General features: G+C 75.2%; 20 protein-coding genes. 10 read left to right on the top strand and 10 right to left on the bottom strand.

The genetic code is table 11. The features are described from left to right. Nucleotides 1-41: 41 nt before the first annotated feature. The 6 genes from PV796_RS32635 to PV796_RS32610 form a co-directional block, all read right to left on the bottom strand. Nucleotides 42-2,030 carry a serine/threonine-protein kinase gene (locus PV796_RS32635; protein ID WP_274917278.1) on the bottom strand — a complete coding sequence of 663 codons (1,989 nt, stop codon included), beginning with the start codon at nucleotides 2,028-2,030 and terminating at the stop codon, nucleotides 42-44. A 27-nt stretch (nucleotides 2,031-2,057) separates the two neighbouring features. Further along, nucleotides 2,058-2,990: an oxygenase MpaB family protein gene (locus PV796_RS32630; protein ID WP_274917277.1), complete on the bottom strand. Its 933-nt coding sequence runs from the start codon at nucleotides 2,988-2,990 to the stop codon at nucleotides 2,058-2,060. A gap of 19 nt (nucleotides 2,991-3,009) precedes the next feature. Beyond that, a complete protein-coding gene (locus PV796_RS32625) occupies nucleotides 3,010-4,209 on the bottom strand; it encodes an acyl-CoA dehydrogenase family protein (RefSeq protein ID WP_274917276.1) in 1,200 nt (399 codons plus the stop codon). A 212-nt stretch (nucleotides 4,210-4,421) separates the two neighbouring features. After that, nucleotides 4,422-4,934, bottom strand: coding sequence for an SH3 domain-containing protein (locus tag PV796_RS32620; protein ID WP_274917273.1), 513 nt, complete (start codon nucleotides 4,932-4,934; stop codon nucleotides 4,422-4,424). Between the two features lie 187 nt (nucleotides 4,935-5,121). Continuing rightward, the gene (locus PV796_RS32615) at nucleotides 5,122-5,886 is read right to left on the bottom strand and encodes a VOC family protein (protein WP_274917271.1); all 765 of its coding nucleotides are present in this window, start codon (nucleotides 5,884-5,886) and stop codon (nucleotides 5,122-5,124) included. 103 nt (nucleotides 5,887-5,989) lie between these two features. Further along, nucleotides 5,990-7,165, bottom strand: coding sequence for an FAD-dependent oxidoreductase (locus PV796_RS32610; protein ID WP_274917269.1), 1,176 nt, complete (start codon nucleotides 7,163-7,165; stop codon nucleotides 5,990-5,992). A 449-nt stretch (nucleotides 7,166-7,614) separates the two neighbouring features. Here PV796_RS32610 and PV796_RS32605 point away from each other — a divergent pair, with 449 nt between their 5' ends. From PV796_RS32605 to ku, 3 genes are all read left to right on the top strand, one after another. Beyond that, complete coding sequence (locus PV796_RS32605; protein WP_274917268.1) at nucleotides 7,615-7,797, top strand: hypothetical protein; 183 nt, start codon at nucleotides 7,615-7,617, stop codon at nucleotides 7,795-7,797. A gap of 156 nt (nucleotides 7,798-7,953) precedes the next feature. Beyond that, nucleotides 7,954-8,190 carry a DUF5133 domain-containing protein gene (locus PV796_RS32600; protein ID WP_274917267.1) on the top strand — a complete coding sequence of 79 codons (237 nt, stop codon included), beginning with the start codon at nucleotides 7,954-7,956 and terminating at the stop codon, nucleotides 8,188-8,190. A 137-nt stretch (nucleotides 8,191-8,327) separates the two neighbouring features. Then, nucleotides 8,328-9,461, top strand: coding sequence for a non-homologous end joining protein Ku (gene ku / locus PV796_RS32595; protein WP_274917266.1), 1,134 nt, complete (start codon nucleotides 8,328-8,330; stop codon nucleotides 9,459-9,461). A 26-nt stretch (nucleotides 9,462-9,487) separates the two neighbouring features. Here ku and PV796_RS32590 read toward each other — a convergent pair whose 3' ends face one another. Next, a complete protein-coding gene (locus PV796_RS32590) occupies nucleotides 9,488-11,080 on the bottom strand; it encodes an alpha/beta hydrolase (RefSeq protein WP_274917265.1) in 1,593 nt (530 codons plus the stop codon). A gap of 142 nt (nucleotides 11,081-11,222) precedes the next feature. On the opposite strand from PV796_RS32590, the gene PV796_RS32585 reads away from it, so the two are divergent. Continuing rightward, nucleotides 11,223-11,675 (top strand): DNA-binding protein, encoded by a 453-nt coding sequence (locus PV796_RS32585; RefSeq protein WP_274917263.1) that lies wholly within the window; start codon nucleotides 11,223-11,225, stop codon nucleotides 11,673-11,675. A gap of 3 nt (nucleotides 11,676-11,678) precedes the next feature. Next, nucleotides 11,679-12,623 carry a GNAT family N-acetyltransferase gene (locus PV796_RS32580; RefSeq protein ID WP_274917262.1) on the top strand — a complete coding sequence of 315 codons (945 nt, stop codon included), beginning with the start codon at nucleotides 11,679-11,681 and terminating at the stop codon, nucleotides 12,621-12,623. A gap of 48 nt (nucleotides 12,624-12,671) precedes the next feature. On the opposite strand, the gene PV796_RS32575 is transcribed toward PV796_RS32580, so the two are convergent. Next, nucleotides 12,672-13,619 carry a LysR family transcriptional regulator gene (locus tag PV796_RS32575; RefSeq protein WP_274917261.1) on the bottom strand — a complete coding sequence of 316 codons (948 nt, stop codon included), beginning with the start codon at nucleotides 13,617-13,619 and terminating at the stop codon, nucleotides 12,672-12,674. A 235-nt stretch (nucleotides 13,620-13,854) separates the two neighbouring features. Between PV796_RS32575 and PV796_RS32570 the strand changes: the two genes are divergently transcribed. Beyond that, nucleotides 13,855-14,088: a hypothetical protein gene (locus PV796_RS32570; protein WP_274917260.1), complete on the top strand. Its 234-nt coding sequence runs from the start codon at nucleotides 13,855-13,857 to the stop codon at nucleotides 14,086-14,088. Here the strand turns inward: PV796_RS32570 and PV796_RS32565 are convergent. Further along, complete coding sequence (locus PV796_RS32565; RefSeq protein ID WP_274917259.1) at nucleotides 14,085-14,402, bottom strand: hypothetical protein; 318 nt, start codon at nucleotides 14,400-14,402, stop codon at nucleotides 14,085-14,087. The two genes, PV796_RS32570 and PV796_RS32565, sit on opposite strands and share 4 nt — an antisense overlap. Nucleotides 14,403-14,728: 326 nt before the next feature. Between PV796_RS32565 and PV796_RS32560 the strand changes: the two genes are divergently transcribed. The 3 genes from PV796_RS32560 to PV796_RS32550 are packed head-to-tail and all read left to right on the top strand — an operon-like array spanning nucleotide 14,729 to nucleotide 16,397. After that, nucleotides 14,729-15,493: a 2OG-Fe(II) oxygenase gene (locus PV796_RS32560; RefSeq protein ID WP_376564585.1), complete on the top strand. Its 765-nt coding sequence runs from the start codon at nucleotides 14,729-14,731 to the stop codon at nucleotides 15,491-15,493. After that, on the top strand, nucleotides 15,490-15,819 hold the full coding sequence (locus tag PV796_RS32555; protein ID WP_274917258.1) for an Ada metal-binding domain-containing protein: 330 nt from the start codon (nucleotides 15,490-15,492) through the stop codon (nucleotides 15,817-15,819). The genes PV796_RS32560 and PV796_RS32555 overlap by 4 nt, the downstream gene beginning before the upstream one ends. After that, nucleotides 15,819-16,397 carry a hypothetical protein gene (locus PV796_RS32550; RefSeq protein WP_274917257.1) on the top strand — a complete coding sequence of 193 codons (579 nt, stop codon included), beginning with the start codon at nucleotides 15,819-15,821 and terminating at the stop codon, nucleotides 16,395-16,397. The genes PV796_RS32555 and PV796_RS32550 overlap by 1 nt, the downstream gene beginning before the upstream one ends. An 89-nt stretch (nucleotides 16,398-16,486) precedes the next feature. Here the strand turns inward: PV796_RS32550 and PV796_RS32545 are convergent, their stop codons facing one another. Then, the gene (locus PV796_RS32545; protein ID WP_274917256.1) at nucleotides 16,487-17,407 is read right to left on the bottom strand and encodes an SGNH/GDSL hydrolase family protein; all 921 of its coding nucleotides are present in this window, start codon (nucleotides 17,405-17,407) and stop codon (nucleotides 16,487-16,489) included. A gap of 177 nt (nucleotides 17,408-17,584) precedes the next feature. On the opposite strand from PV796_RS32545, the gene PV796_RS32540 reads away from it, so the two are divergent. Next, nucleotides 17,585-18,778 carry a PucR family transcriptional regulator gene (locus tag PV796_RS32540; RefSeq protein ID WP_274917255.1) on the top strand — a complete coding sequence of 398 codons (1,194 nt, stop codon included), beginning with the start codon at nucleotides 17,585-17,587 and terminating at the stop codon, nucleotides 18,776-18,778. The last annotated feature ends 37 nt before the right edge of the window (nucleotides 18,779-18,815 follow it).

The following is an 18,815-nucleotide window of genomic DNA, read 5'->3' as shown; positions in this document are numbered from 1 at the left end:
CGACCCGACGGCCCGGCGCGTCCGGGCCGGGCGGCCGTCCACTACCGCCGGCGTCCGGCGCGCTCCCGGCGCAGCGCCGCGATCCGGCGGTAGAGGGCGGCCGCCTCGTCCGTGCGGCCCAGCCGCTCCAGGCACTGGGCCTCCTCCCCGTGGCTGGCCAGCGCGTCGAGATGGGCCGCGCCCAGGGTCCGTTCGCGGGCGTCGGCGACCGCGCGGTAGGCGTCCAGCGCCTCGGCCCAGCGGCCCAGCCGGCCCAGCGCCACGGCGACCTCACGGCGGCTGGCGAGGGTGTCGGGATGGTCGCCGCCCAGCACCCGGACGCGGGCCGCGGCGACCTCGCGGGCCTCGGCCAGCGCCTCCGTCCAGCGGTCCAGCCGCCCGTAGTTGACGCCCAGGCCGTGCCGGGTGCGCAGGGTCTCGGGGTCGTCGGGGCCCTGGGCGCGGGTCCGGGCGGCGATCAACTCGCGGTAGTGGGCCAGCGCCTCCGCGCTGCGGCCCAGCCGGCCCAGGGCGACCCCGGTCTCGTAACGGGCGGCGAGGGTGTCGGGATGGTCCGGGCCGAGCGCGACGGCCCGCCCCGCGGCCACCCCCTGGTAGGCCGTCAACGCCTCCGGCCACCGCCCCAACTGGCCGGCCACGCAGGCCAGTTCCCAACGGGTGGTGAGGGTGTCGGGGTGGTGGGCGCCGAGCACCCGGGTGCGCGCCTCGGCGACGTCCCGGGCGGCGGTCCGGCCCTCCTCCAGCCGGCCCAGCCGGCACAGGCCGACCGCGACGTGGTGGCGACAGCCGAGGGTGTCGGGGTGGTCGGGGCCGAGCAGCCGCTCCCGGCCGGCCAGCACCTCGCCGTAGCGCTCCTGCGCCTCGAAGTGCCGGCCGGCCCTGGCCAGCGCGTGGCCCAGCGCCAACCGCTCGGCCAGCGAGGCGAGGAGGGCGTGGTGGTCGACGGGCGGCGCGGGCCGGTCCGGGCCGAGGGCGGACGACGCCTCGCCGCGCAGCGGGTCGCGGGCGACGGTCCAGGCGTCGGTGAGGATCGCGGCCGCGGTGTCCGCCGGGGTGCGGCGGGGCGGCCGGACGCCGGCGGACGGGGCGCCGGGGGTGATCCCGCGGGTCCAGGAGGGCAGCCGCGGGGCCGGCACCGTCAGGTCGTCCGACTCGTGGCCGGTGCCGCGGTGGGCGCGCCGGTGGCGGGCGTCGGCGAGGCGCTTGGCCAGTTCGTCGGCGTCCCGGGGCCGGTCGTCCGGCTCCTTGGCGAGCAGGTCGAGGATGATCCGCTGGTACTCCTCGGGGAGGTCGGGCCGGGCCGCGCGCGGCGGGGCGGGCGGGGTGTCCCGGTGGCCGACCAGCACCGCCCAGGCGTCGCCCTGGGCGAACGGCGGGGCGCCGGTGGCGATTTCGTAGAGCACGCAGCCGAGCGAGTACAGGTCGCTGCGGTGGTCGACGGTGCCGCCGCCGATCTGCTCGGGCGACATGTAGTGCGGGCTGCCCATGGCGACGCCGGAGCCGGTCAGCCGGGCGGTGAAGCCGATGTCGTGACCGAGGCGGGCGATGCCGAAGTCACAGATTTTGACCGTGCCGTCGGCGATCCGCACGATGTTGGCCGGTTTCAGGTCGCGGTGCACCACGGCCTGTTCGTGGGTGTAGGCGAGCGCCGCGGCGATCTGCTCGGCGACCTCGATCACGTCCGGGACGGGCAGCGGCTGACGCCGGTTGTCGTCCAGGAGTTGACTGAGATTACGGCCGTTGAGCAACTCCATGACGATGAAGAGGATGCCGTCGTCCTCGCCGAAGTCGTGGACGACGGTGATGCCGCGGTGCTGGAGCGCCGCGGCCACCCGGGCCTCGCGGCGGAAGCGCTCCCGCAACACCCGTAGGAAACCCGCTTCCTGGCGCTGTCCCATGGGCTTGAGGCACTTGACGGCGACCTGGCGGCCCAGCGCCTCGTCCCGGGCCCGCCACACCTCCCCCATGCCGCCGCGTCCGATGGTGTCGAGCAGCCGGTATCGCTCCCGGACGAGCCTGTGCTCCGCCATTCCTCTCGCCGCCCCCCGCTCCCACGTTCAGCCGCGTGGATCCCCCGGTGTGTCCTGCCCGTCCAGTATGGCGGCGGAGTCGCGCGGCTTGAAGGTTCCCGGCCGCGTGCCGGGCCCGAGCCTGGCCACGGCCCGTAGGACGTGCCGCGGCGGGAGCTGCCAACGGACGGTGGGGGGCACCGCCCGCAGCAGCCGGCCGGCGGTGCGCAGTTGGCGGGTGACGGTGGCGGGCGGGGGCGCCGGCCGGCCGTACAGGCGGTGCGCGTAGCCGGGCAGCGCCGCGTACGCCAGCCCCGTCACCGGCCGCCAGAGCAGGGCACGGGCCGGGACGAGCGGGGCGGCGATCGGCGGGCGCCGCAGGAAGGCGACGACCTGGCGGGCCTCGGGGGTGAGCGCCAGCTCCGGCCGGACCCGGGCGAAGTAGGCGTCGAGCGCGGCCCGGTCGCCGGGGACGGTGTCCGGGTCGAGGCCGACGAGGCGGGCGGCGGTGCGCTGTTCGTCGAGGTAGCGGTCGGCCTGCCGGTCGGTGAGCGGGTAGCCGGAGCGGCGCAGCACCTGGAGGTAGGAGTCCACCTCGGCACAGTGCACCCAGCGCAGCAGCTCCGGTTCGTCGATCCGGTAGCGGGCGCCGGCGGCCGGGTCGGTGGCGGTCAGCCGGCGGTGGAGGGCGCGGACCGCGGCGCCGGCCCGTTCGGCGGCGCCGGTGGTGCCGTAGCTGAGGGTGCCGACGAAGTCGGCGGTGCGCCTCAGTCGGCCCCAGGCGTCGCGCCGGCCGCGCTCGTTCAGTTGGAACGCGGCGGAGTTCTGGAGCACGCCGCGGACCGCGCGCGGGTGCAGCGCCTGGAGGTAGAGCGCCTGGAGGTAGAGCGCCCTGATGCCCGCGATCCACATCATCGGGTCGGCGTGCAGTTGCCAGGTCACCGAACGGGGCCCGAACAGGCCGGGGTCGCCCGCGCTCACCGCGCCTCCCGTAAGCCGGTCACCGTCGCACCCGCGGCATGCCGAGGCCGATCCAGGAGATGATCTCGCGCTGGATCTCGTTGTTGCCACCGCCGAAGGTGAAGATGACGGCGGAGCGGTAGCCGCGCTCCAGTTCGCCGCGGAGCACCGCGCCCGCCGAGCCCTCGGTGAACGGCCCGGTGGCGCCGGCCACTTCGAGCAGCCAGGCGTAGGCGTCCCGGCGGGCCTCGGAGCCGTAGACCTTGACCGCCGAGGCGTCCTGCGGGGTGAGCGTGCCGTTTTGGAGGGCGTCCACCATGCGCCAGTTGAGCAGCTTCATGGCCTCCAGTCGGGCGTGGGTGCGGGCCAGCCGGCCGCGCACCCAGCCGAGGTCGATGACCCGGCGGCCGTCGGTCAACTTGGTGCCGGCGGCCCACCGTTGGACGTCGTGGAACGCCCGGATGGCCATGGTGCCGTGCGCGGCGAGGGTGACGCGCTCGTGGTTGAGCTGGTTGGTGATGATCCGCCAGCCCTGGTTCTCCCGGCCGACGCGGCGGGAGGCGGGGACGGTGATGTTCTCGTAGTAGCTGGCGGTGGTGTCGTGCGAGGCGAGCGTGTTGATCACGGTGCAGGAGTAGCCGGGGTCGCTGGTGGGGACCAGGAGCATGGTGATGCCCTTGTGGGGCGGGACGCCCTCCTCGACGGGGGCGGTGCGGACGGCGAGCCAGACCCAGTCGGCGGTGTCGCCGTTGGTGGTCCAGATCTTCTGGCCGTTGACGACGTAGTGCCCGCTCTCCTCGTCGCCCTCGCGCACCGCGCGGGTCTTGAGGGCGGCCAGGTCGGTGCCGGCGTCCGGTTCGCTGTAGCCGATGGCGAAGTCGAGCTCGCCGGAGAGAATCCGGGGAAGGAAGTACGCCTTCTGCTCGTCGGTGCCGAACCGCATCAGGGTCGGGCCGACGGTGTTCAGCGCCATGAGCGGCAGCGGCACCCCGGCCTGCGCGGCCTCGTCGAAGAAGAGGAACTGTTCCATGGGGGTCAGCCCGCGCCCGCCGTACTCCTTGGGCCAGCCGACGCCCAGCCAGCCGTCGGCGCCGAGCCGGCGCACCGTTTCGCGGTAGAAGCGCTTCTGTGCGGCCGGGTCGGCGTACCGGACGTGGGCGTCGTCCGGCACCAACGTGCCGAAGTACGCGCGCAGTTCGGCGCGCAGCCGCTGCTGTTCCGGGGTGTATTCCAGGTGCACGGCCCCTCCACCAGTCGTCCGGTCCGGTCCTCCGGTCGCCGCGGCCGCCGGTTCGCTGACGGTCCGTCGGATTCCGGGGTCGGGGGGAACAGTAGAACGCGTTCCAGTAATTCGGAAGGGTGACGACCGCCCGGACACCGGCACGCGAAGGGCCCGGCGCGGCCTCGGACGGGCACTGCGCCGGGCCCGTTGCGGACCTCCGGCGGGCGGGCTCAGCCGGCGTGCTTGGCGGCGTCGCTCGGCTTGACGCGGTTGGGCTGACCGTCCTTGCAGTACTTGACGAAGCCGGTGTTCGCCACGTGCTTGGCCGAGATCCAGGTGCGCCGGCTCCCCCGGATCAGGTACCAGACGTCGTTGCCGCGGATGTTCTGGGCGCGGACCTTGCAGACCAGGTAGACCCGGGTGCCGTTGCGGAGGTCTCCCTGCGAAGCGGAGTCCGTGCTGGGGTACTCGCGCTCGTTCATCCCGCGGGCCGCGCTGACGGTGCCGTAGGCCGAGCCCGGACCGGTCTGCGGCCGGGCGCTGCTGGCCTGCGGCCGGAGGCTGTTGGCCAGCGACCGGGGGATGTTGACCTGCGGCTGGGGCCCCCTGGGCTGGGGCTGGGGCTTCGCCTGGGCCGGAGCCGCTACGAGCAGCGTCGCCCCCAGAGCGACAGCCGTGGTGAGTGCGCCCGCACCGGCCGCGAGCTTCTTGCCTCGGGCCACGAGGTTGTCGGTCGTGGACATAGGGGTCTCCTGTTCTTGACGCGCAAAGGCTTGGCGCGCAATGCCACCCATTGGCGCAGTGCGGACATTACGCGCAAACCCCCCAAGAAATGTGGTGAAACGACGACTTGGCGGCCGATCGTGTGAGGCCGTGTGGGGCCGGTGGCCGAAGGAAATCACCCGTCCCCCGGCGCGCCGGTGCGCGCGGTCAACCCTCGGTACCCGCCTGGTGGATGCCGAACACGGCACCCTGCGGGTCGCGCACCATCGCGATCCGCGGACCGTCCGGGACGTCCGTCGGCGCCATCAGCAGCGCGCCCCCGGACTCGGCGGCCCGCGCCGCCGTGCCGTCGACGGACTCGACCGCGAAGTACGGCAGCCAGTGCGGCCGGACGTCCTCCCGGTCTCGCGCCTCCACGGTGCTCATCCCGCCGAAGTCGGCGCCGCCGATGCCCCATTGGGCATAGGCGCCGTGGGACCTGACGGTCCATCCGAAGACCCGGGTGTAGAAGGACACCGCGGACTCGGCGTCGCCGGTGGCCAGTTCCACCCAGCCGAGCGAGCCAGGCTCGTTGAGCAGCTCGGCACCGGCGAAGGGGCCGGCCTGCCAGAGCGCGAAGGCCGCGCCCGCCGGATCGGCGAGCACCGCGAAGCGGCCGAGTCCGGGGACGTCCCGCGGGGGCACCAGGACCTTGCCGCCGGCGTCGGTGGCGGCCGCGGCCAGCGCCTCGGCGTCGCGGGTGGCGAACGTGACGGTCCAGGCGGTCTGTTGGCCGGGGGCGTAGAGCGGGGTCGCGGCGGCGACCTTGGCGTCGCCCGCGGAGAAGAGCGTGTAGCCGTCGGCCTCGGCACCCGGGGCGGTCGCGGCGTGCCAGCCGAAGACCTGGCGGTAGTACACCGCGGCAAAGGCCACGTCCGAGGTGCCCAGCTCCACCCAGCACGGGGCGCCGGGCGTGGGCTCGGTGATCTTCACGCGCTGCTCCGTCCCTGAAGCGGCGGGGCCGGCGCGGCCCCGGTTCGTGCTGCCGATCGTCCGACGGTCGGATACCGCCCGCAAGCCGGCGCCGGCGGGCGGGTCAGGAACCGTGCGGGTGCAGATGACGGCGGCGGAACAGCCGGTGGGTGGGGCGCGGGGCGTCCGGGGCGAGGGCGGCGTCCAGGTCGGCCGCGGCGGTCTCGGCGGCCGCCACGGAGCGGGGGAAGAGGATCGCCTCGTACGCGCGGACCGCGTGGTCCGGGTCGGTCTGCCAGGTGTGCGCCTCGACCAGGTGCCGGGCGAGCTCGCAGCCGTCCTGGAGGGCCAGGTCGGCGCCCGGGCCGGACAGCGGCGTCATCAGGTGAGCGGCGTCGCCCAGCAGCGTCAGGCCGGGGGTGTGCGGCCAGGTGTGCGGCACCGGCAGCGCGAACAACGGCCGGTTGACGAACCCGTCGTCGCTGTCCCTGAGGAGGGCGCGCAACCGGTCGTGCCAGCCGTCGAAGGCGGCCAGCAGGGCGGACCGGACCGCCTCGGTGTCGGTGGTCTGCACGCCGGCCGGCCGCGCCCAGTCCTCGGCGCCGCGGAAGGCCGCGTAGACCCGGACCCGGCCGTGGGCGTCGCGCCGGGCGATCAGCCCCTTGCCGCCGGACAGCGCCATCATGGTGCCGCGGCCGACCAGTTGGGCGGCGTCCGGGTGGCGCGCGTCGACGTCGTCGAGCCCGGTCTCGACGAAGGTGACGCCGGAGTAGTGCGGGGTGGCGTCGGACAACCCCGGCCGGACCCGGGACCAGCTTCCGTCGGCGCCGATGACCAGGTCGAAGGTGGCGGTCTCGCCGTCGTCGAAGACCGCCTGGTGGCGGCCGCCGCCGCGCGGGTGCAGGGTCCGCAGATATCGGCCCCAGCGGACGGTGCCGGGCGCGAGGGAGTCCACCAGGAGCCGGCGCAGGGCGCGCCGGGCGATCTCGGGGCGCTCCTGCGTCGTGCCGGGCTCCGGGGCTTCGCAGTGCAGCACCGCGCCGGTGTGGTCGAGCAGCCGCGCCTCCAGCCCGGCGGGGTGGGCCAGCGCCCGGAACTCCTTCTCCAGGCCGGCCGCGCGCAGCGCCGCCGGCCCGGTCGCCGCCCGGAGCTCCAGGGGGCCGGCGGGCGCCGACCCGACCGGGCCGAGGTCCCGCTCGTAGACGGTGACCGGCACGCCGTGGCGCTGGAGCACCCGGGCGCAGACCAGCCCGCCCGGGCCCGCCCCGATGATCGCGATGTGGAAGGTGATGGCGGGCATGGCGCGGCGCTCCTCGGGTGTTCCTCGGCCCGCGGTCCGTCCCCGGTACCGGGACCGCCCTCGCTACCAGAGGAGCACAGCCGCCCCGAAAGTGCGATCGGGCCGGTGGGCGGGCCGACCGAGGGCCGTCCGGGAGCCCGCGCAGCGGGACCAACGAGCCCTCCGGGAAGGGCTGTTGGCACAGCGCGCCGCGGCGGGCGCCCCAGGTGCCGTCGACCGGATCACTCGCGGAGCCCGGCCGCGGCGGCGCGCCACTGGTGAACGCCGAAGGTGAGCAGCACGGTGGTCGTCGCGGCGTCGAGGGAAGCGTCGGGGATACGGGGACGGGGCGACGGCGCGTCGCGTCGCCACCGCCGATTGGCGCCGGGCCGCGACGGCCGGTGTGCGTCGGGGGGCGACGGGCCGCGGACCGGCGGAGGATGGAACCACCAGGAGGGAGGGTCGCCAGGATGACGACGGAATGGACGGGCAACGGGCCGGCGCCCGTGCCCAGTACACCGCGACCGGTGCCCCGCGACCCGGGACCGCTCGACCCCGACCGGGAGCCGGCGGCGGAGCCCGAGCCGGACCCCGAGGAGTCACCCGGCACCCGACCCGACGAGCACCCGCCCCCCACGGAACCGCCCGACTGAAACCGCCCGGCACCCACCGCGAGCGGGCCCGCCGGCCGTCCGGTTGCAGCGGCCGCACGCCCGGCGCAAGGTGGGAGCCACTCCGGTTCCGGGCGCGCTCTCGACGCGCCGGTCGGCCGCCCGGGTACGCCGGGCCGACGTCGGGAGAAGACGGAAATGTTGCTGCCGGACAAGTCCGTGCTCGCCTCGCTGCTGCGGCGCTACCGCGTCTGTGAACGGGTGGTGCTCGCCGATCCGCACGACCCGGTGGCCCGGCGGCGGTTGGAGGACCTGGCGTACACGCTGTGCGTGCTGATGGGCCGGCGGAACGTCCACGAGGCGATCATCGAGGGCGAGCGCTACCTCGCCGAGGGCCGGACCGTGCCCCGCACCGCCGAACGGCACCGCGGCTAGGGCGCTCCCGACGGATCTCCGCGGCGTCGCGGCGTCCGGCACGCCCGCGCCGCCCGGGCGGAGCGGTCCGGGAGGTGGGCGCGGGGCCGGCCTCCTAGCATGGAACGGCATCGCACCGCACCACGAAGGCGGCCCCCATGCGCCCCACCGCGAAGTTCTCCCTCAGCTTCGGCCTGGTCACGATCCCGGTGGCCGCGTACAACGCCACGGACAGCTCCGCCTCGGTCAGCTTCGTGCGGATCCACACCGCGGACGGCGGGCGGGTCCGCAACCAGCCGGTCTGCTCCCTGGAGGGCACCGAGGTCTCCCCCGACGAGATCGGCCGCGGCTACCGCACGGAGGACGACACCGTCGTCCCGTTGACCGACGAGGACCTGGACGCGCTGCCGCTGCCGACGGCCAAGACCCTGACCATCCTCGCCTTCGTCGCCGGCGGCGACATCGACCCGCTCCAGCTCGGCAAGGGCTACTACCTCGGCGTCGACGGGCCCGCGGCGGCCAAGCCCTACGCCCTGCTGCGGGACGCCATGGAGCGGCACCAGCGGGTGGGGCTGGGCAAGGTCGCGCTGCACGGGCGGGAGTCCCTGGCGATGATCCGGCCGATGGGCGACCTGCTGGTGATGCAGGTGCTGCTGTGGCCGCACCAGATCCGCCCGATGACCGGGGTGCTCCCGGAGCGGGAAGTGAAGGTCGCCGCCAACGAGGTGCGGGCCGCCGAGACGCTGATGGACTCCTTCGGTGAGCTGTCCGAGGAGGACGTGCACGACCACTACCGGGAGGCGCTGGAAGAGATCGTGGCGGCCAAACTGGCCCACCGGGAGCCGGAGTTCGAGGCCGGCGGGGAGCCGCCCGCGGGCCAGGTGATGGACCTGATGACCGCCCTCCAGGACAGCGTGCGGGCCGCGAAACGGGCGCGCGGCGAGACCGACGAGGAGGGCGGGGCGGGCGGCGGCTCCGGGCCGTCCGGCCGCTCCGCGACGAAGACCGCGGCCCGGAAGGCCACCGCCGGCCGCACGGCCCCCGGTCGCACCGCCACGGGCCGCGGCACGGCGAAGAAGGCGACCACCGCAGCGACCGCCACGGAGAAGACCGCCGCGAGGACAACCGCCGCGAAGCAGGCAGCCCCGAGGAAGGCGACCGCGAAGAAGGCGGCCGCCGAGGGCGCTTCCACCGCGGGGCGGAAGGCGACCGCCGGCCGGGGTTCCGGGGCGAAGAAGACGGCGGGTGCGGCCCGGAAGACGACCGCCGGCCGCGGGCGCAAGGCGGGCTGAACCGCCCTCGCATCAGGACTGGCCGGTCAGCGGCAGCCCGTGCCGCCCACCGGCAGCACCCCGTCCAGCAGGAACGCGTCCACCCGCTCCAGCACGCACGGGTTGCCGGAGGTGTACGCGGCGTGCCCCTCGCCGTGGTACGTCAGCACCACGCTGCCGTTGCCCAACGCCCGGGCCATGTGCGCGGCGCCGTCGTACGGCGTGGCGGGGTCGCCGGTGGTGGCGACGAGCAGGGCGGGCGGCGCGTCGTGGGCGGCCACCTCGCGGGCGGCGTCGTCGCCCGGGACCGGCCAGTCGTAGCAGTCCAGCAGGGTCGGGGCGATGTCGGGGCCGAACAGCGGGGACGCCTGGGTGAGTTCGCGCTGGGCTCGGGGGTAGTCGGCGGGGCCGTAGCGCTCGGAGGTGTCCCGGCAAGTGATCGCCCGCAGGGCCAGTTGGTCCTGCGGGGGCATGTTCACGGTCGCGCTGCGCCCGGGGAGCGCGCCACCATACGGGCCGCGCCCCTTAGCGCCGCTTTCGTCGCTTCCGCTGCCGGTACCGCTGAGTTGGAGGATCCCGGAGGCGTCGCCGGCGCGGAGTTGGGCCAGCGCGTCCCGGAGGGCGGGCCAACTGGCCCGGCTGTAGAGGGACTCCCGCAGGGCGTAGACGTAGGCCGTCCCGTCGACCGTAGTGCCGTGCACCTGGAGCGGACGGTCGGTCAACGTGTGGTACCAGTCGGTGAGTTGGCGCCGGGCGGCGTCGGGGTCGGCGCCGAGGGGGCAGCCCTTGATGCGGGCGCAGTCGGCGGCGAAGTCGTCGAGCACCCGTTGGAAGCCGCGGGCCTGGGCGACGGCGGTCTGCCAGGTGTTGGCGGTCGGGTCCTCGACGGCGTCCAGGACGAGCCGGCCGGCGTTGCGGGGGAAGGCGTGGGCGTAGACCGAGCCGAGCCGGGTGCCGTAGGAGAAGCCGAGGTAGTGGAGCTTGCGGTCGCCGACGGCGGAGCGCAGGAGGTCCATGTCGCGGGCGACGCTGACGGTGCCGACGTACGGCAGCAGCGCGCCGGAGTGGCGGCCGCACGCCTCGTTGATGCGGCGCTCGTTGGCGGCGAGGGCGTCCGCGCCGCTGCCGCCGACCGGCGTGTAGCTGGTGCCGCAGGAGATCGGGTCGGTGTGGCCGGTGCCGCGCGGATCGAAGCTCACCAGGTCGTAGCGCTGCCCGAGGCGCGCGAAGGCATCGCTGTTACTCATGAGGTAGTTGACGCCCGAATCGCCGGGGCCGCCGGGGTTGATGACCAGTGAGCCGAGCCGCCTTCCGGGGCCGGTCGCGGGCAGTCGGACCAGTTGGACGTGCAGGGTGCCGCGGTCCGGGTGGGCGTAGTCGAGCGGGACCTCCAGCCGGGCGCACTGGAACCGGTGGGCCGCGTCGGACGGTGGTGCGGAGCCGCCGGGGGGATCGGCGGTACCGGGGAAGCCCGCGGGGCAGGTCTGCCAGTCGGGCCGCTGCGCGGCGAGGCGCGTGAGGTCGGGGCCGCCGCCCGACGACCCAGGAGCGGCGGCCGGCAACGGGGCCGGGATACCCACCAGGGCGCCGGTCAGCACGCCCGCCGCCAGCACCGCGAGGGTTCCGCGAACACCCGGCATACCCCGAGGGTAGGACCCCGCCCCCGGGGCGGCGACCGGGCCGGAAACGGGCCCGAGACGCCGTTGAACGCCCACCACCATTGAACACTTTGTTTACAACACTTCCTTGACAGTGGATGGTGTCGCCCCGCATCCTGACGTCATGTCATCGACGTCAGAGCAGTCAGCCTCGTCCGCCGACCCCTTCACTCCCCCCGATCCCGGGCAGGCGCGGGCGCACCGGGCCGCCGCCTCGCTGTTCCGGATCGCCGAGCGGCACGCCGGCAGCGACGAGCAGCGCCGGCGCCAGGTCCACCCGGCCGTGCTCGGCCCCCACGAGGCCGTCCGGCTGGTGTCGTTCCTGCTCAGCGGGGCGGCCCAACTCCACGAGGGGGAGCCGGAGGTGGACCGGGCCGACGTGACCGCCGCGCTCAGCCTGGTGCCGCTGGTGCGCGGGGAGATGGACGAACTGGAGGCCGGGCTGCTCCAGATGGCGCGCGGGCGCGGGATGACCTGGCAGGAGATCTCGTTCGGCCTCGGGCTCGGCACCCCGCAGGCCGCCCGGCAGCGCTACGAGCGCCTGGTCGGCCGCACCGCCGACCCCGCGACGGACTGAGCGGTGCCGCATCCGCCGCCGGCGCTGCCCGCCGACCACCAGGGCCGGCCGGCGACCGCCGACGACGTCGACGCCCTGCACGCCCTGGTCACGGAGTGCGAACGCGCGCTGCACGACCGGGCGCAGACCGATCCCGGCGGCATCGCCGCCGACCTCAACCGCCCCGGCCTGATACCGGAGTTGGACACTCTGGTGGTCCACGACCGGGCGGGGCGGCTGCCCGCCCGGGCCTGGGTGAACCGGCGGTCCGAGGTGGACGTGCACCCCGCGCACCGGGGCCGCGGGCTGGGGGCCGCGCTGCTGGACTGGGCCGAGGCGCGGGCCCGTCGGGCCGGGAGCGAGGCGATCGTGCAGACCGTGCCGGACACCGACCGGCCCGCCGCGGCGCTGCTGCGCTCCCGCGACTACCAACCGCTGGTCGCGGCCTGGGAGTTGACGTACGCGATGGCCGAGGAGCCGGCGGTGCCCGGGCCCCCGGCGGGCGTCACGGTCCGGCCGTTCGACTCCGGGGACGCGCGGGCGGTGCACCGACTGGTCGAGGACGCGTTCGCCGCGTGGCAGCCGCGCCGCCGGTCCTACGAGGAGTGGGCCCGGCACACCGTCGACCGGGCCGCCTTCGCCGCCGACTGCTCGGCGGTGGCGCTGGTCGACGGCCAACTGGTCGGCGCCGTCCTCGCGTTGGACCTGCCGGACGCGGACGGCGGCCATCTCGAACAGGTCGCCGTCCGCCGCGACCACCGCGACCGGGGCATCGCCCGGCTGCTGCTGCGCCAGGCGTTCCGCGCCTTCCACCGGCACGGCCGACGGAACTGCACGCTGTGGACCCACTCGGACACCGGCGCGCTCGACCTCTACCTACGGGTGGGCATGACGGTCAGCCAGAGCTCCACGGTCTTCCGGAAGGAGCTCGGGCGGGAGGAACTGGTCCGGGAGGAGCTCGCCCCGTAGGCGCGCACCGGAAGGCGCCCGACGGGGCGCGCCGCCGCCCCCGTCGGCCTACTCCAGCGACGCGGTCGACTCCGCCCAACTGGGCAGCCACAGCTCGCCGTCGGGCCGCTTCGGGCGCAGGCCGGCGAGGTGGTCGCGGAGCGCGGCGAGCCCGGGATGGGGGTTGTCGGCGCGCCAGACCAGGGAGTGCGGGTACACCGGGATCGGGTCGCGCAACGGGATGCGCCGCAGGTCGTGGCCGGCGGGCCAGACCAGCGGGGTCCGTGCGCCGAAGATGCTCACCAGCGTCGTGGAGTCCGCGATGGCGTCGAGGAGGGCCTCCACGCCGAAGTCGGGCCCGATGGTGTCGACGGTCAGGCCGAACGCGGCGGCGAGGTCGTCGTAGTAGGCGCCCCACTCCGTACCGGGGGCGTTCCCGGGCATCCAGATGCGGTGGCCGGCGAGGTCGGGCAGGGGGACCGACGGGGCGGTGGCGAACGCGTGGGCCGGACCGACGCACAACTGGAGCGGCTCGTCGAACACCGGGACCGACCGGACGTCGTCGGGGAGTTGCCGGCCCGGCATGGTGACGGCCCGGAAGGCGGCGTCGATCGCCCCGCTGTGGACGGCGGCGACCGCCTCGTCGGCGTCGAAGAGCGTGACGACGTCGAGGGCGGTCCCGGGGTGGGCGCGGTGGAAGGCGCGCAGCAGCCCGGCCGGGGCGACCCGCCGACCGATCACATCGACGCGCAGGGCGCGGCTGCCGGGCCGGACGGAGGCGGCGGCCCGCTCCTCGGCCTGGAGCAGGGCGCGGGCGTGCGGCAGGAACGCCTGCCCGTCGATGGTGAGGCCGGCGCCGCGCGCGGTGCGGGTGAACAGCCGCACCCCGAGCTCCGTCTCCAGGGCACCGACGCGCTTGGAGACGGCCTGCTGGGTCAGCGAGAGGTCCACGGCGGCCTTCTGGAACTGGCCCGTCTCCGCGACCGCGACGAAGGTGCGCACGGCGTTGAGGTCCACGGCGCCCACCCTAGCGCCACAGCGGATGGTTGTGGCTCGTCGGGCCGTTGGCTGTTTGATCTGCCGGGTGGGTGCCCGCTTTGATGGCGGTCGCCAACGGGGCTCCCGGGCCGGACGGCGGCAAGTTGCGCGTATGCACTGGTCAGATGGGCGTCGGGGCGATGGCGCGCGGGGCGCGGAGCGGGTGCCACGCCCCTGTCGGTCCACGGCGGCTCGACGACGACATGCACAACGAATGGTTGTTCACAAGATCACCGTCGCCCTCTACCCGTTGCGCGGTCGGTCATCCGTGGCCGTGCTCAGCCCGCTGGACGACGTCAGGACCTACCAACTGCGCGCCGGGGGCGACACGTTCGGCGTCTTCCAGCTCGACGGCGGCGGCATGCGGGCCCTGCGCCAGCTCATGGCCCCGGCCCGTCACCGCGCAACGGTGGCGGGCCGGGGAGCGACGGTGGGCCGGTGGGTTTAGCGGGGGTTGAAGACGACGCTGGCGAAGCGGGCGCCCGAGGGGGCCACCGTGCCCGGGGCGAGCTGCGTCTCGTGTCCCCTGCAGCGCTTGCCGGAGTAGACGGCCGCCGGCTGCTTCAGCGCGTTGCGGGCCCCACGGGCCTCCTGGCTCATGTCGAGGCACCGGTTGTCCGGCGGGTTCTGGAGCGAGTACGCCTTGCCCCCCGGTCCCAGCCAGGTGAACGTCCCGTTGGAGGCGAGCGCCGCGCCGGCGGGGAGGGTGAGGGCCAGGGCGAGCCCGCCGAGACCGACGGCTAGTGGACGGAACAGACGCATGATGACGTGCCCTTCGTGGGAGGCGGAACTACCGACGCCGGGACCAACGGCGGGCCGGCGGGAAGGAAACGGTTCGGCGGTCCGTTCAGGGGGTGGCCGGTTCGGGGTGGCCGGTTCGGGGCCGTCCGTTTCAAGGGCGGCCCGCCCCGCGCCACGCCACGCCAGTGCGACGTCCGATTTCCGCCGGATTCCGATGCCGGAAGGGAGCAGAGTGGGCCCCGAGACCAGAACCACTCCCGAGGGCCCGCCATGACCACGCACCGCACCGCACACCACCGTCCCCCGGCCCGGCAGTCGGCCGCCGATCGGGCACCGAGGAGGCACGGATGACCACCGACGCCGTCACCGACACCTCCGTCGCCACCGCCGCCGACGTCGCCGTCGAGGGCGTCCGGCGGCGCGTGGCGGGGGCCGACTGGGCCGCCGTGGCCCAGGAGTTGGACGAGCTCGGCTGCGCCCTCACCCCGCGGCTGCTCACGCCGGCGCAGTGCCGGGAGATCGCCGGCCTGTACGAGCGGACCGACGCCTTCCGCACGACGGTGGACATGGCCAGGTACCGCTTCGGCTCCGGCACCTACCGCTACTTCACGCACCAACTACCGCCGCTGGTAGCGGCGTTGCGCGCGGCCCTGTATCCGCCGCTGCTGGCGGTGGCCCGGGACTGGAGCGCGCGGCTGGACCGTCCGGCCCCCTGGCCCGACGACCTCGACGCCTGGCTGGCCGCGTGCCACGAGGCCGGGCAGGACCGCTCGGCGCAGATCCTGCTGCGCTACGAGCCGGGCGATTGGAACGCCCTGCACCGCGATGTCTTCGGGGAGATGGTCTTCCCCCTCCAGGTCGTCATCGGGCTGGACGCGTACGGCACGGACTACACCGGCGGCGAGTTCCTGCTCGTGGAGCAGCGGGCCCGGGCCCAGTCCCGGGGCACCGCGGTGCCGCTGCCGCAGGGACACGGGCTGGTGTTCACCACCCGGGACCGGCCGGTGCGCTCCAAGCGGGGCTGGTCCGCGGGCGCGATGCGGCACGGGGTGAGCACCCTGCGCTCGGGCCGCCGCCACGCGCTGGGGCTGGTCTTCCACGACGCGTCATGACGGCGGCGCACCGGAGCGGGTACCGGCTGGTGGGGGCCGACGGGCTGCCGTACTGCAGCCCGGTGCCCGGCACGCTCGGTGGGCACCGGCGCGCCCGGCTGTACGGACGGTTGGACTGCCCCTCGGCGCAACGGGCGCTGGCCCGCGGCGGTTACGTACGGGACCGGGTGTTCTTCGCCGACGAGGCCACCGCCCGCGCCGCCGGTTACCGGCCGTGCGCGGTGTGCCTGCCCGACGCCCACGCCCGGTGGAAGGCCGCCCGCACCGATACCCGGACCCGACTGGACAGCGGCGCCCACGAGCACCCCACCCCCGGAGCCCCCTGATGGACCCCAGCCGACCCGACGCGTTCCCCGACTTCGCCGACTCCCCCCGCTCCCCCCTCCTCGGCCCGGTCGAGCGCGCCGCCTACGGCGAGCTGCCGGCCCCCGCCCCGCACACCCCCGCCGAACTCGCCGCCCTCATGGCCCTGTTGACCGCGCCGCGGGCCCGGATCGGGAGCGTGGTGGTCGGGCACGGGCGGGATGCCGCGTCGGTGGCCGCGGGCGCGGCCTTCGTCGAAGCCTGGGAGGCCCGCGGCGGCGCCGTCCTGGCGGCGGTCGACTGGCCCGAGACGGCGGCCTCCTGGCTGCGCCCGGCCCGCCGGCTGACCGCTCAGCGCCCGGACGCCTGGGTGATCGCCGCGGCCCCGTACGGCTTCGTGCAGTTGGCCCGCCGGCTGCGGCACAGCACCGACTGGGACCCCGCCCGCAGCTTCGCCTTCGCCGCGCTCCACGACCCCCGCGTCCCGGCTCTGGCCGGCCCCGGAGCGCTCCACGGACTGCGCGGTGCGCTGCCCGACGGCGGCACCTGGGAGGTACGCGGCGACTGGGTCGTCGGCTTCCCGGCGCGCGCCGAGGGGTGAGGCGGCGGCGCGGGGCCGCGCTGGCGCACGACGCGGGGGCCGAGCTGGTGCCCGACCCCCGCGCCCGACGCGTCTACGCCTTACGTCGTTCAGCGCCCCAGCGCCTTCAACACCGCCTGCGCCATGACGCGTTCGCCGGTGGCGTTGGGGTGCAGCGGCACGGCGGGCGAGGTCGGCAGCAGGCCCTCGACCCAGCGGTTCGCGGAGCAGGCGTCGTGGCCCTTGGTCGGGCCGAAGGTGTCGACGTAGCTGGCGCCCGCGGCGGTGGCGGCCTTGGCCACCTTGGTGTTGAGTTCGCCGAGGACGGAGCGCAGGAAGCGGAGATCGCCGGTGGTGGCGGGCATCTTGCCCAGGCACCTCGTCGGGTCGTCGGGGAGCACGGCCGGGTAACCGACGACCATCACCTTGGCGTTGGGGGCCTTGGCGGACAGCTTGCGCAGGCCGTCGGTCAGCCGGGTCGCCGCGGAGTCGAGCCGCTTGTCGAGCGTGTCGCCGTAGAAGTTCTTGCAGGGCGTGCCGAACGGGTTGGTGAGGGACAGCCCGATGCAGGCGGCCACGACATCGACGAAGCCGACGTCGGAGGTGCCCAGGTCGTTGCCGCCGAGGGTGAGGGTGACCAGGGACGTGTCGGGCGTGACGGCGTCGAGTTGGGGGTCGTTGACGACGATCCCGAGGTCCGTCTGGCGCGTGGTGAGCGCGCTCACCTTGGCGCCGGCGCAGGTCTTGTCCGCGTACGAGGACGGGGCGAGGGCCGCGGCGACGAGGCGTCCGTAGTTGTGGTCGGAGCGCAGGCAGAGGCCGGCGGACTGTCCGGGGACGCCGGCGCCGGCGGCGTAGGAGTCCCCCAGCGCCACGTACTTGCCGGTGCCGACCGGGGTCGCGGCGTGCGCGGAGGCCGGGAGGGCGGCCGCGGTGAGGGTCGAGGCGAGGAGCGCGGCACCGGCCAGTAGGGACGGGGTGCGCTTGGTGTTCCTGGTGCGTGTCCTGTGGGGTGTGGCGGCTCTGGGCACGGTTCCTCCTTCGGGAGGCAGCACGGGGAAAGCGGTCCGATACCGGCCGGTAACGTCCTCGTATCGTGGCGTTCGAAAACCTCAGGGGCCATGTGCCGACGCACAGCACCACACCCGCCCCTGTTGTCCCAGGGCACAACCGCCCCCGCCCCGGACCACCCTTTGTAACCTGCGGGAATGAGCCGCACCCCCGACGCACCCCCCGAAATCGCCCCCGTGGCGGCTTCGTTGCTGTCCCGCTCCGAGGAGCTGGGCGCCCGGATGGCCCGCCGTATCCGCACCGAGGTGCCGTACTACCGGCGCGACGAGCACGTGCCCATCGAGGAGTTGGCCGCCTCCTGCCGACGCAACTGCGAGCTGGTGCTCCGGCAGCTCGTCGACGACCACACCGGCGACATGACGTCGGCCCGGGACACCGGCCGCGAACGGGCTCGCCGGGGCACCCCGTTGGCGGAGTTGCTGCACGCCTACCGCGTCGGGTCCGAGGTGCTGTGGTCCGCGATCGCCGATGAGGCCCGTGCCGCCGAGGGCCTCACCACCGAGACGATCATGTCGCTGGCCGCGTGGTGGGTGAACGGCGGCCTCGCGGCCTCGGCCAGCGACGCGTACCGCGAGGAGGTCTCCGAACTGGTGCTGCAACGCGAGCGGGAGCGCTCGGCGATGGTCGAGGCCCTGTTCACCGGGCTGCTCACGGACCGCACGACGCTATGGGAGGCCGCCGACGTACTGGGTCTGCCGACCGGCGGGCCCTATCTCGTGGTGGCCGCGGAGGTGCCGGGGCCCGGTCGGGAGGCGCTGCCCGGGATCGAGGCCCGGCTCCGGGGCGAACAACTGCGTTCGGCCTGGCGCCTGTTGCCGGACCTGCACGTCGGCGTGGTCGCCGTGCCGCGCCCGGACGCCGATGACGCGGTACTGCGCCTCCTGGAGCGGTCGCTCGCCACCCGGGGAGGCATCAGCCCCGCCTACCGGGACCTGCGCGAGACCCCCAGGGCGCTCCGGCTCGCCCGCCTGGCGCTCACCGGTGCCCGCGCCCGGCCCACCGGGAGCATCGCCCGCTTCGACAGCAGCCCCGCCGCCCTGCTGGTGGCGGCGGCGCCGGACGAGGCGGCACGGATCGCCCGCGCCGCCCTGGAGGGCGTGCTGCGGCTGCCCGCCGACGAACGGGACCGGCTGCTGGAGACCCTGGAGTGCTGGTTCGCGGCGGCCGGCTCCACGGCCGCCGCGGCGCGCCTGTTGTTCTGCCACCGCAACACCGTCCGCTACCGGCTCAACAGGCTGGAGGAGTTGACGGAACGCTCGCTCCGCGACCCCCGCGCGGTGGCCGACCTCGCCGTGGCCCTGCACGCGCTGCGCCTGACGCCCGGCGAGTAGGACCTCACCACCGGGCGGCGAGGTCCCCTGCGGGGTG

Source organism: Streptomyces sp. WZ-12 (assembly GCF_028898845.1).
In the GTDB taxonomy this organism is placed as follows: Bacteria; Actinomycetota; Actinomycetes; order Streptomycetales; family Streptomycetaceae; genus Streptomyces.
This window is presented reverse-complemented; position numbering and strand designations above follow the sequence as displayed.

Bases quoted from the DNA above. Each gene is read 5' to 3' on its own strand.
- PV796_RS32570 (WP_274917260.1), top strand. From the start codon at position 13,855: ATGGTTGTTCACAAGATCACCGTCGCCCTCTACCCGTTGCGCGGTCGG.
- PV796_RS32560 (WP_376564585.1), top strand. From the start codon at position 14,729: ATGACCACCGACGCCGTCACCGACACCTCCGTCGCCACCGCCGCCGAC.
- PV796_RS32605 (WP_274917268.1), top strand. From the start codon at position 7,615: ATGACGACGGAATGGACGGGCAACGGGCCGGCGCCCGTGCCCAGTACA.
- PV796_RS32600 (WP_274917267.1), top strand. From the start codon at position 7,954: ATGTTGCTGCCGGACAAGTCCGTGCTCGCCTCGCTGCTGCGGCGCTAC.
- PV796_RS32635 (WP_274917278.1), bottom strand. From the start codon at position 2,030: ATGGCGGAGCACAGGCTCGTCCGGGAGCGATACCGGCTGCTCGACACC.
- ku (WP_274917266.1), top strand. From the start codon at position 8,328: ATGCGCCCCACCGCGAAGTTCTCCCTCAGCTTCGGCCTGGTCACGATC.
- PV796_RS32620 (WP_274917273.1), bottom strand. From the start codon at position 4,934: ATGTCCACGACCGACAACCTCGTGGCCCGAGGCAAGAAGCTCGCGGCC.
- PV796_RS32550 (WP_274917257.1), top strand. From the start codon at position 15,819: ATGGACCCCAGCCGACCCGACGCGTTCCCCGACTTCGCCGACTCCCCC.
- PV796_RS32555 (WP_274917258.1), top strand. From the start codon at position 15,490: ATGACGGCGGCGCACCGGAGCGGGTACCGGCTGGTGGGGGCCGACGGG.
- PV796_RS32565 (WP_274917259.1), bottom strand. From the start codon at position 14,402: ATGCGTCTGTTCCGTCCACTAGCCGTCGGTCTCGGCGGGCTCGCCCTG.
- PV796_RS32585 (WP_274917263.1), top strand. From the start codon at position 11,223: ATGTCATCGACGTCAGAGCAGTCAGCCTCGTCCGCCGACCCCTTCACT.
- PV796_RS32540 (WP_274917255.1), top strand. From the start codon at position 17,585: ATGAGCCGCACCCCCGACGCACCCCCCGAAATCGCCCCCGTGGCGGCT.
- PV796_RS32590 (WP_274917265.1), bottom strand. From the start codon at position 11,080: ATGCCGGGTGTTCGCGGAACCCTCGCGGTGCTGGCGGCGGGCGTGCTG.
- PV796_RS32610 (WP_274917269.1), bottom strand. From the start codon at position 7,165: ATGCCCGCCATCACCTTCCACATCGCGATCATCGGGGCGGGCCCGGGC.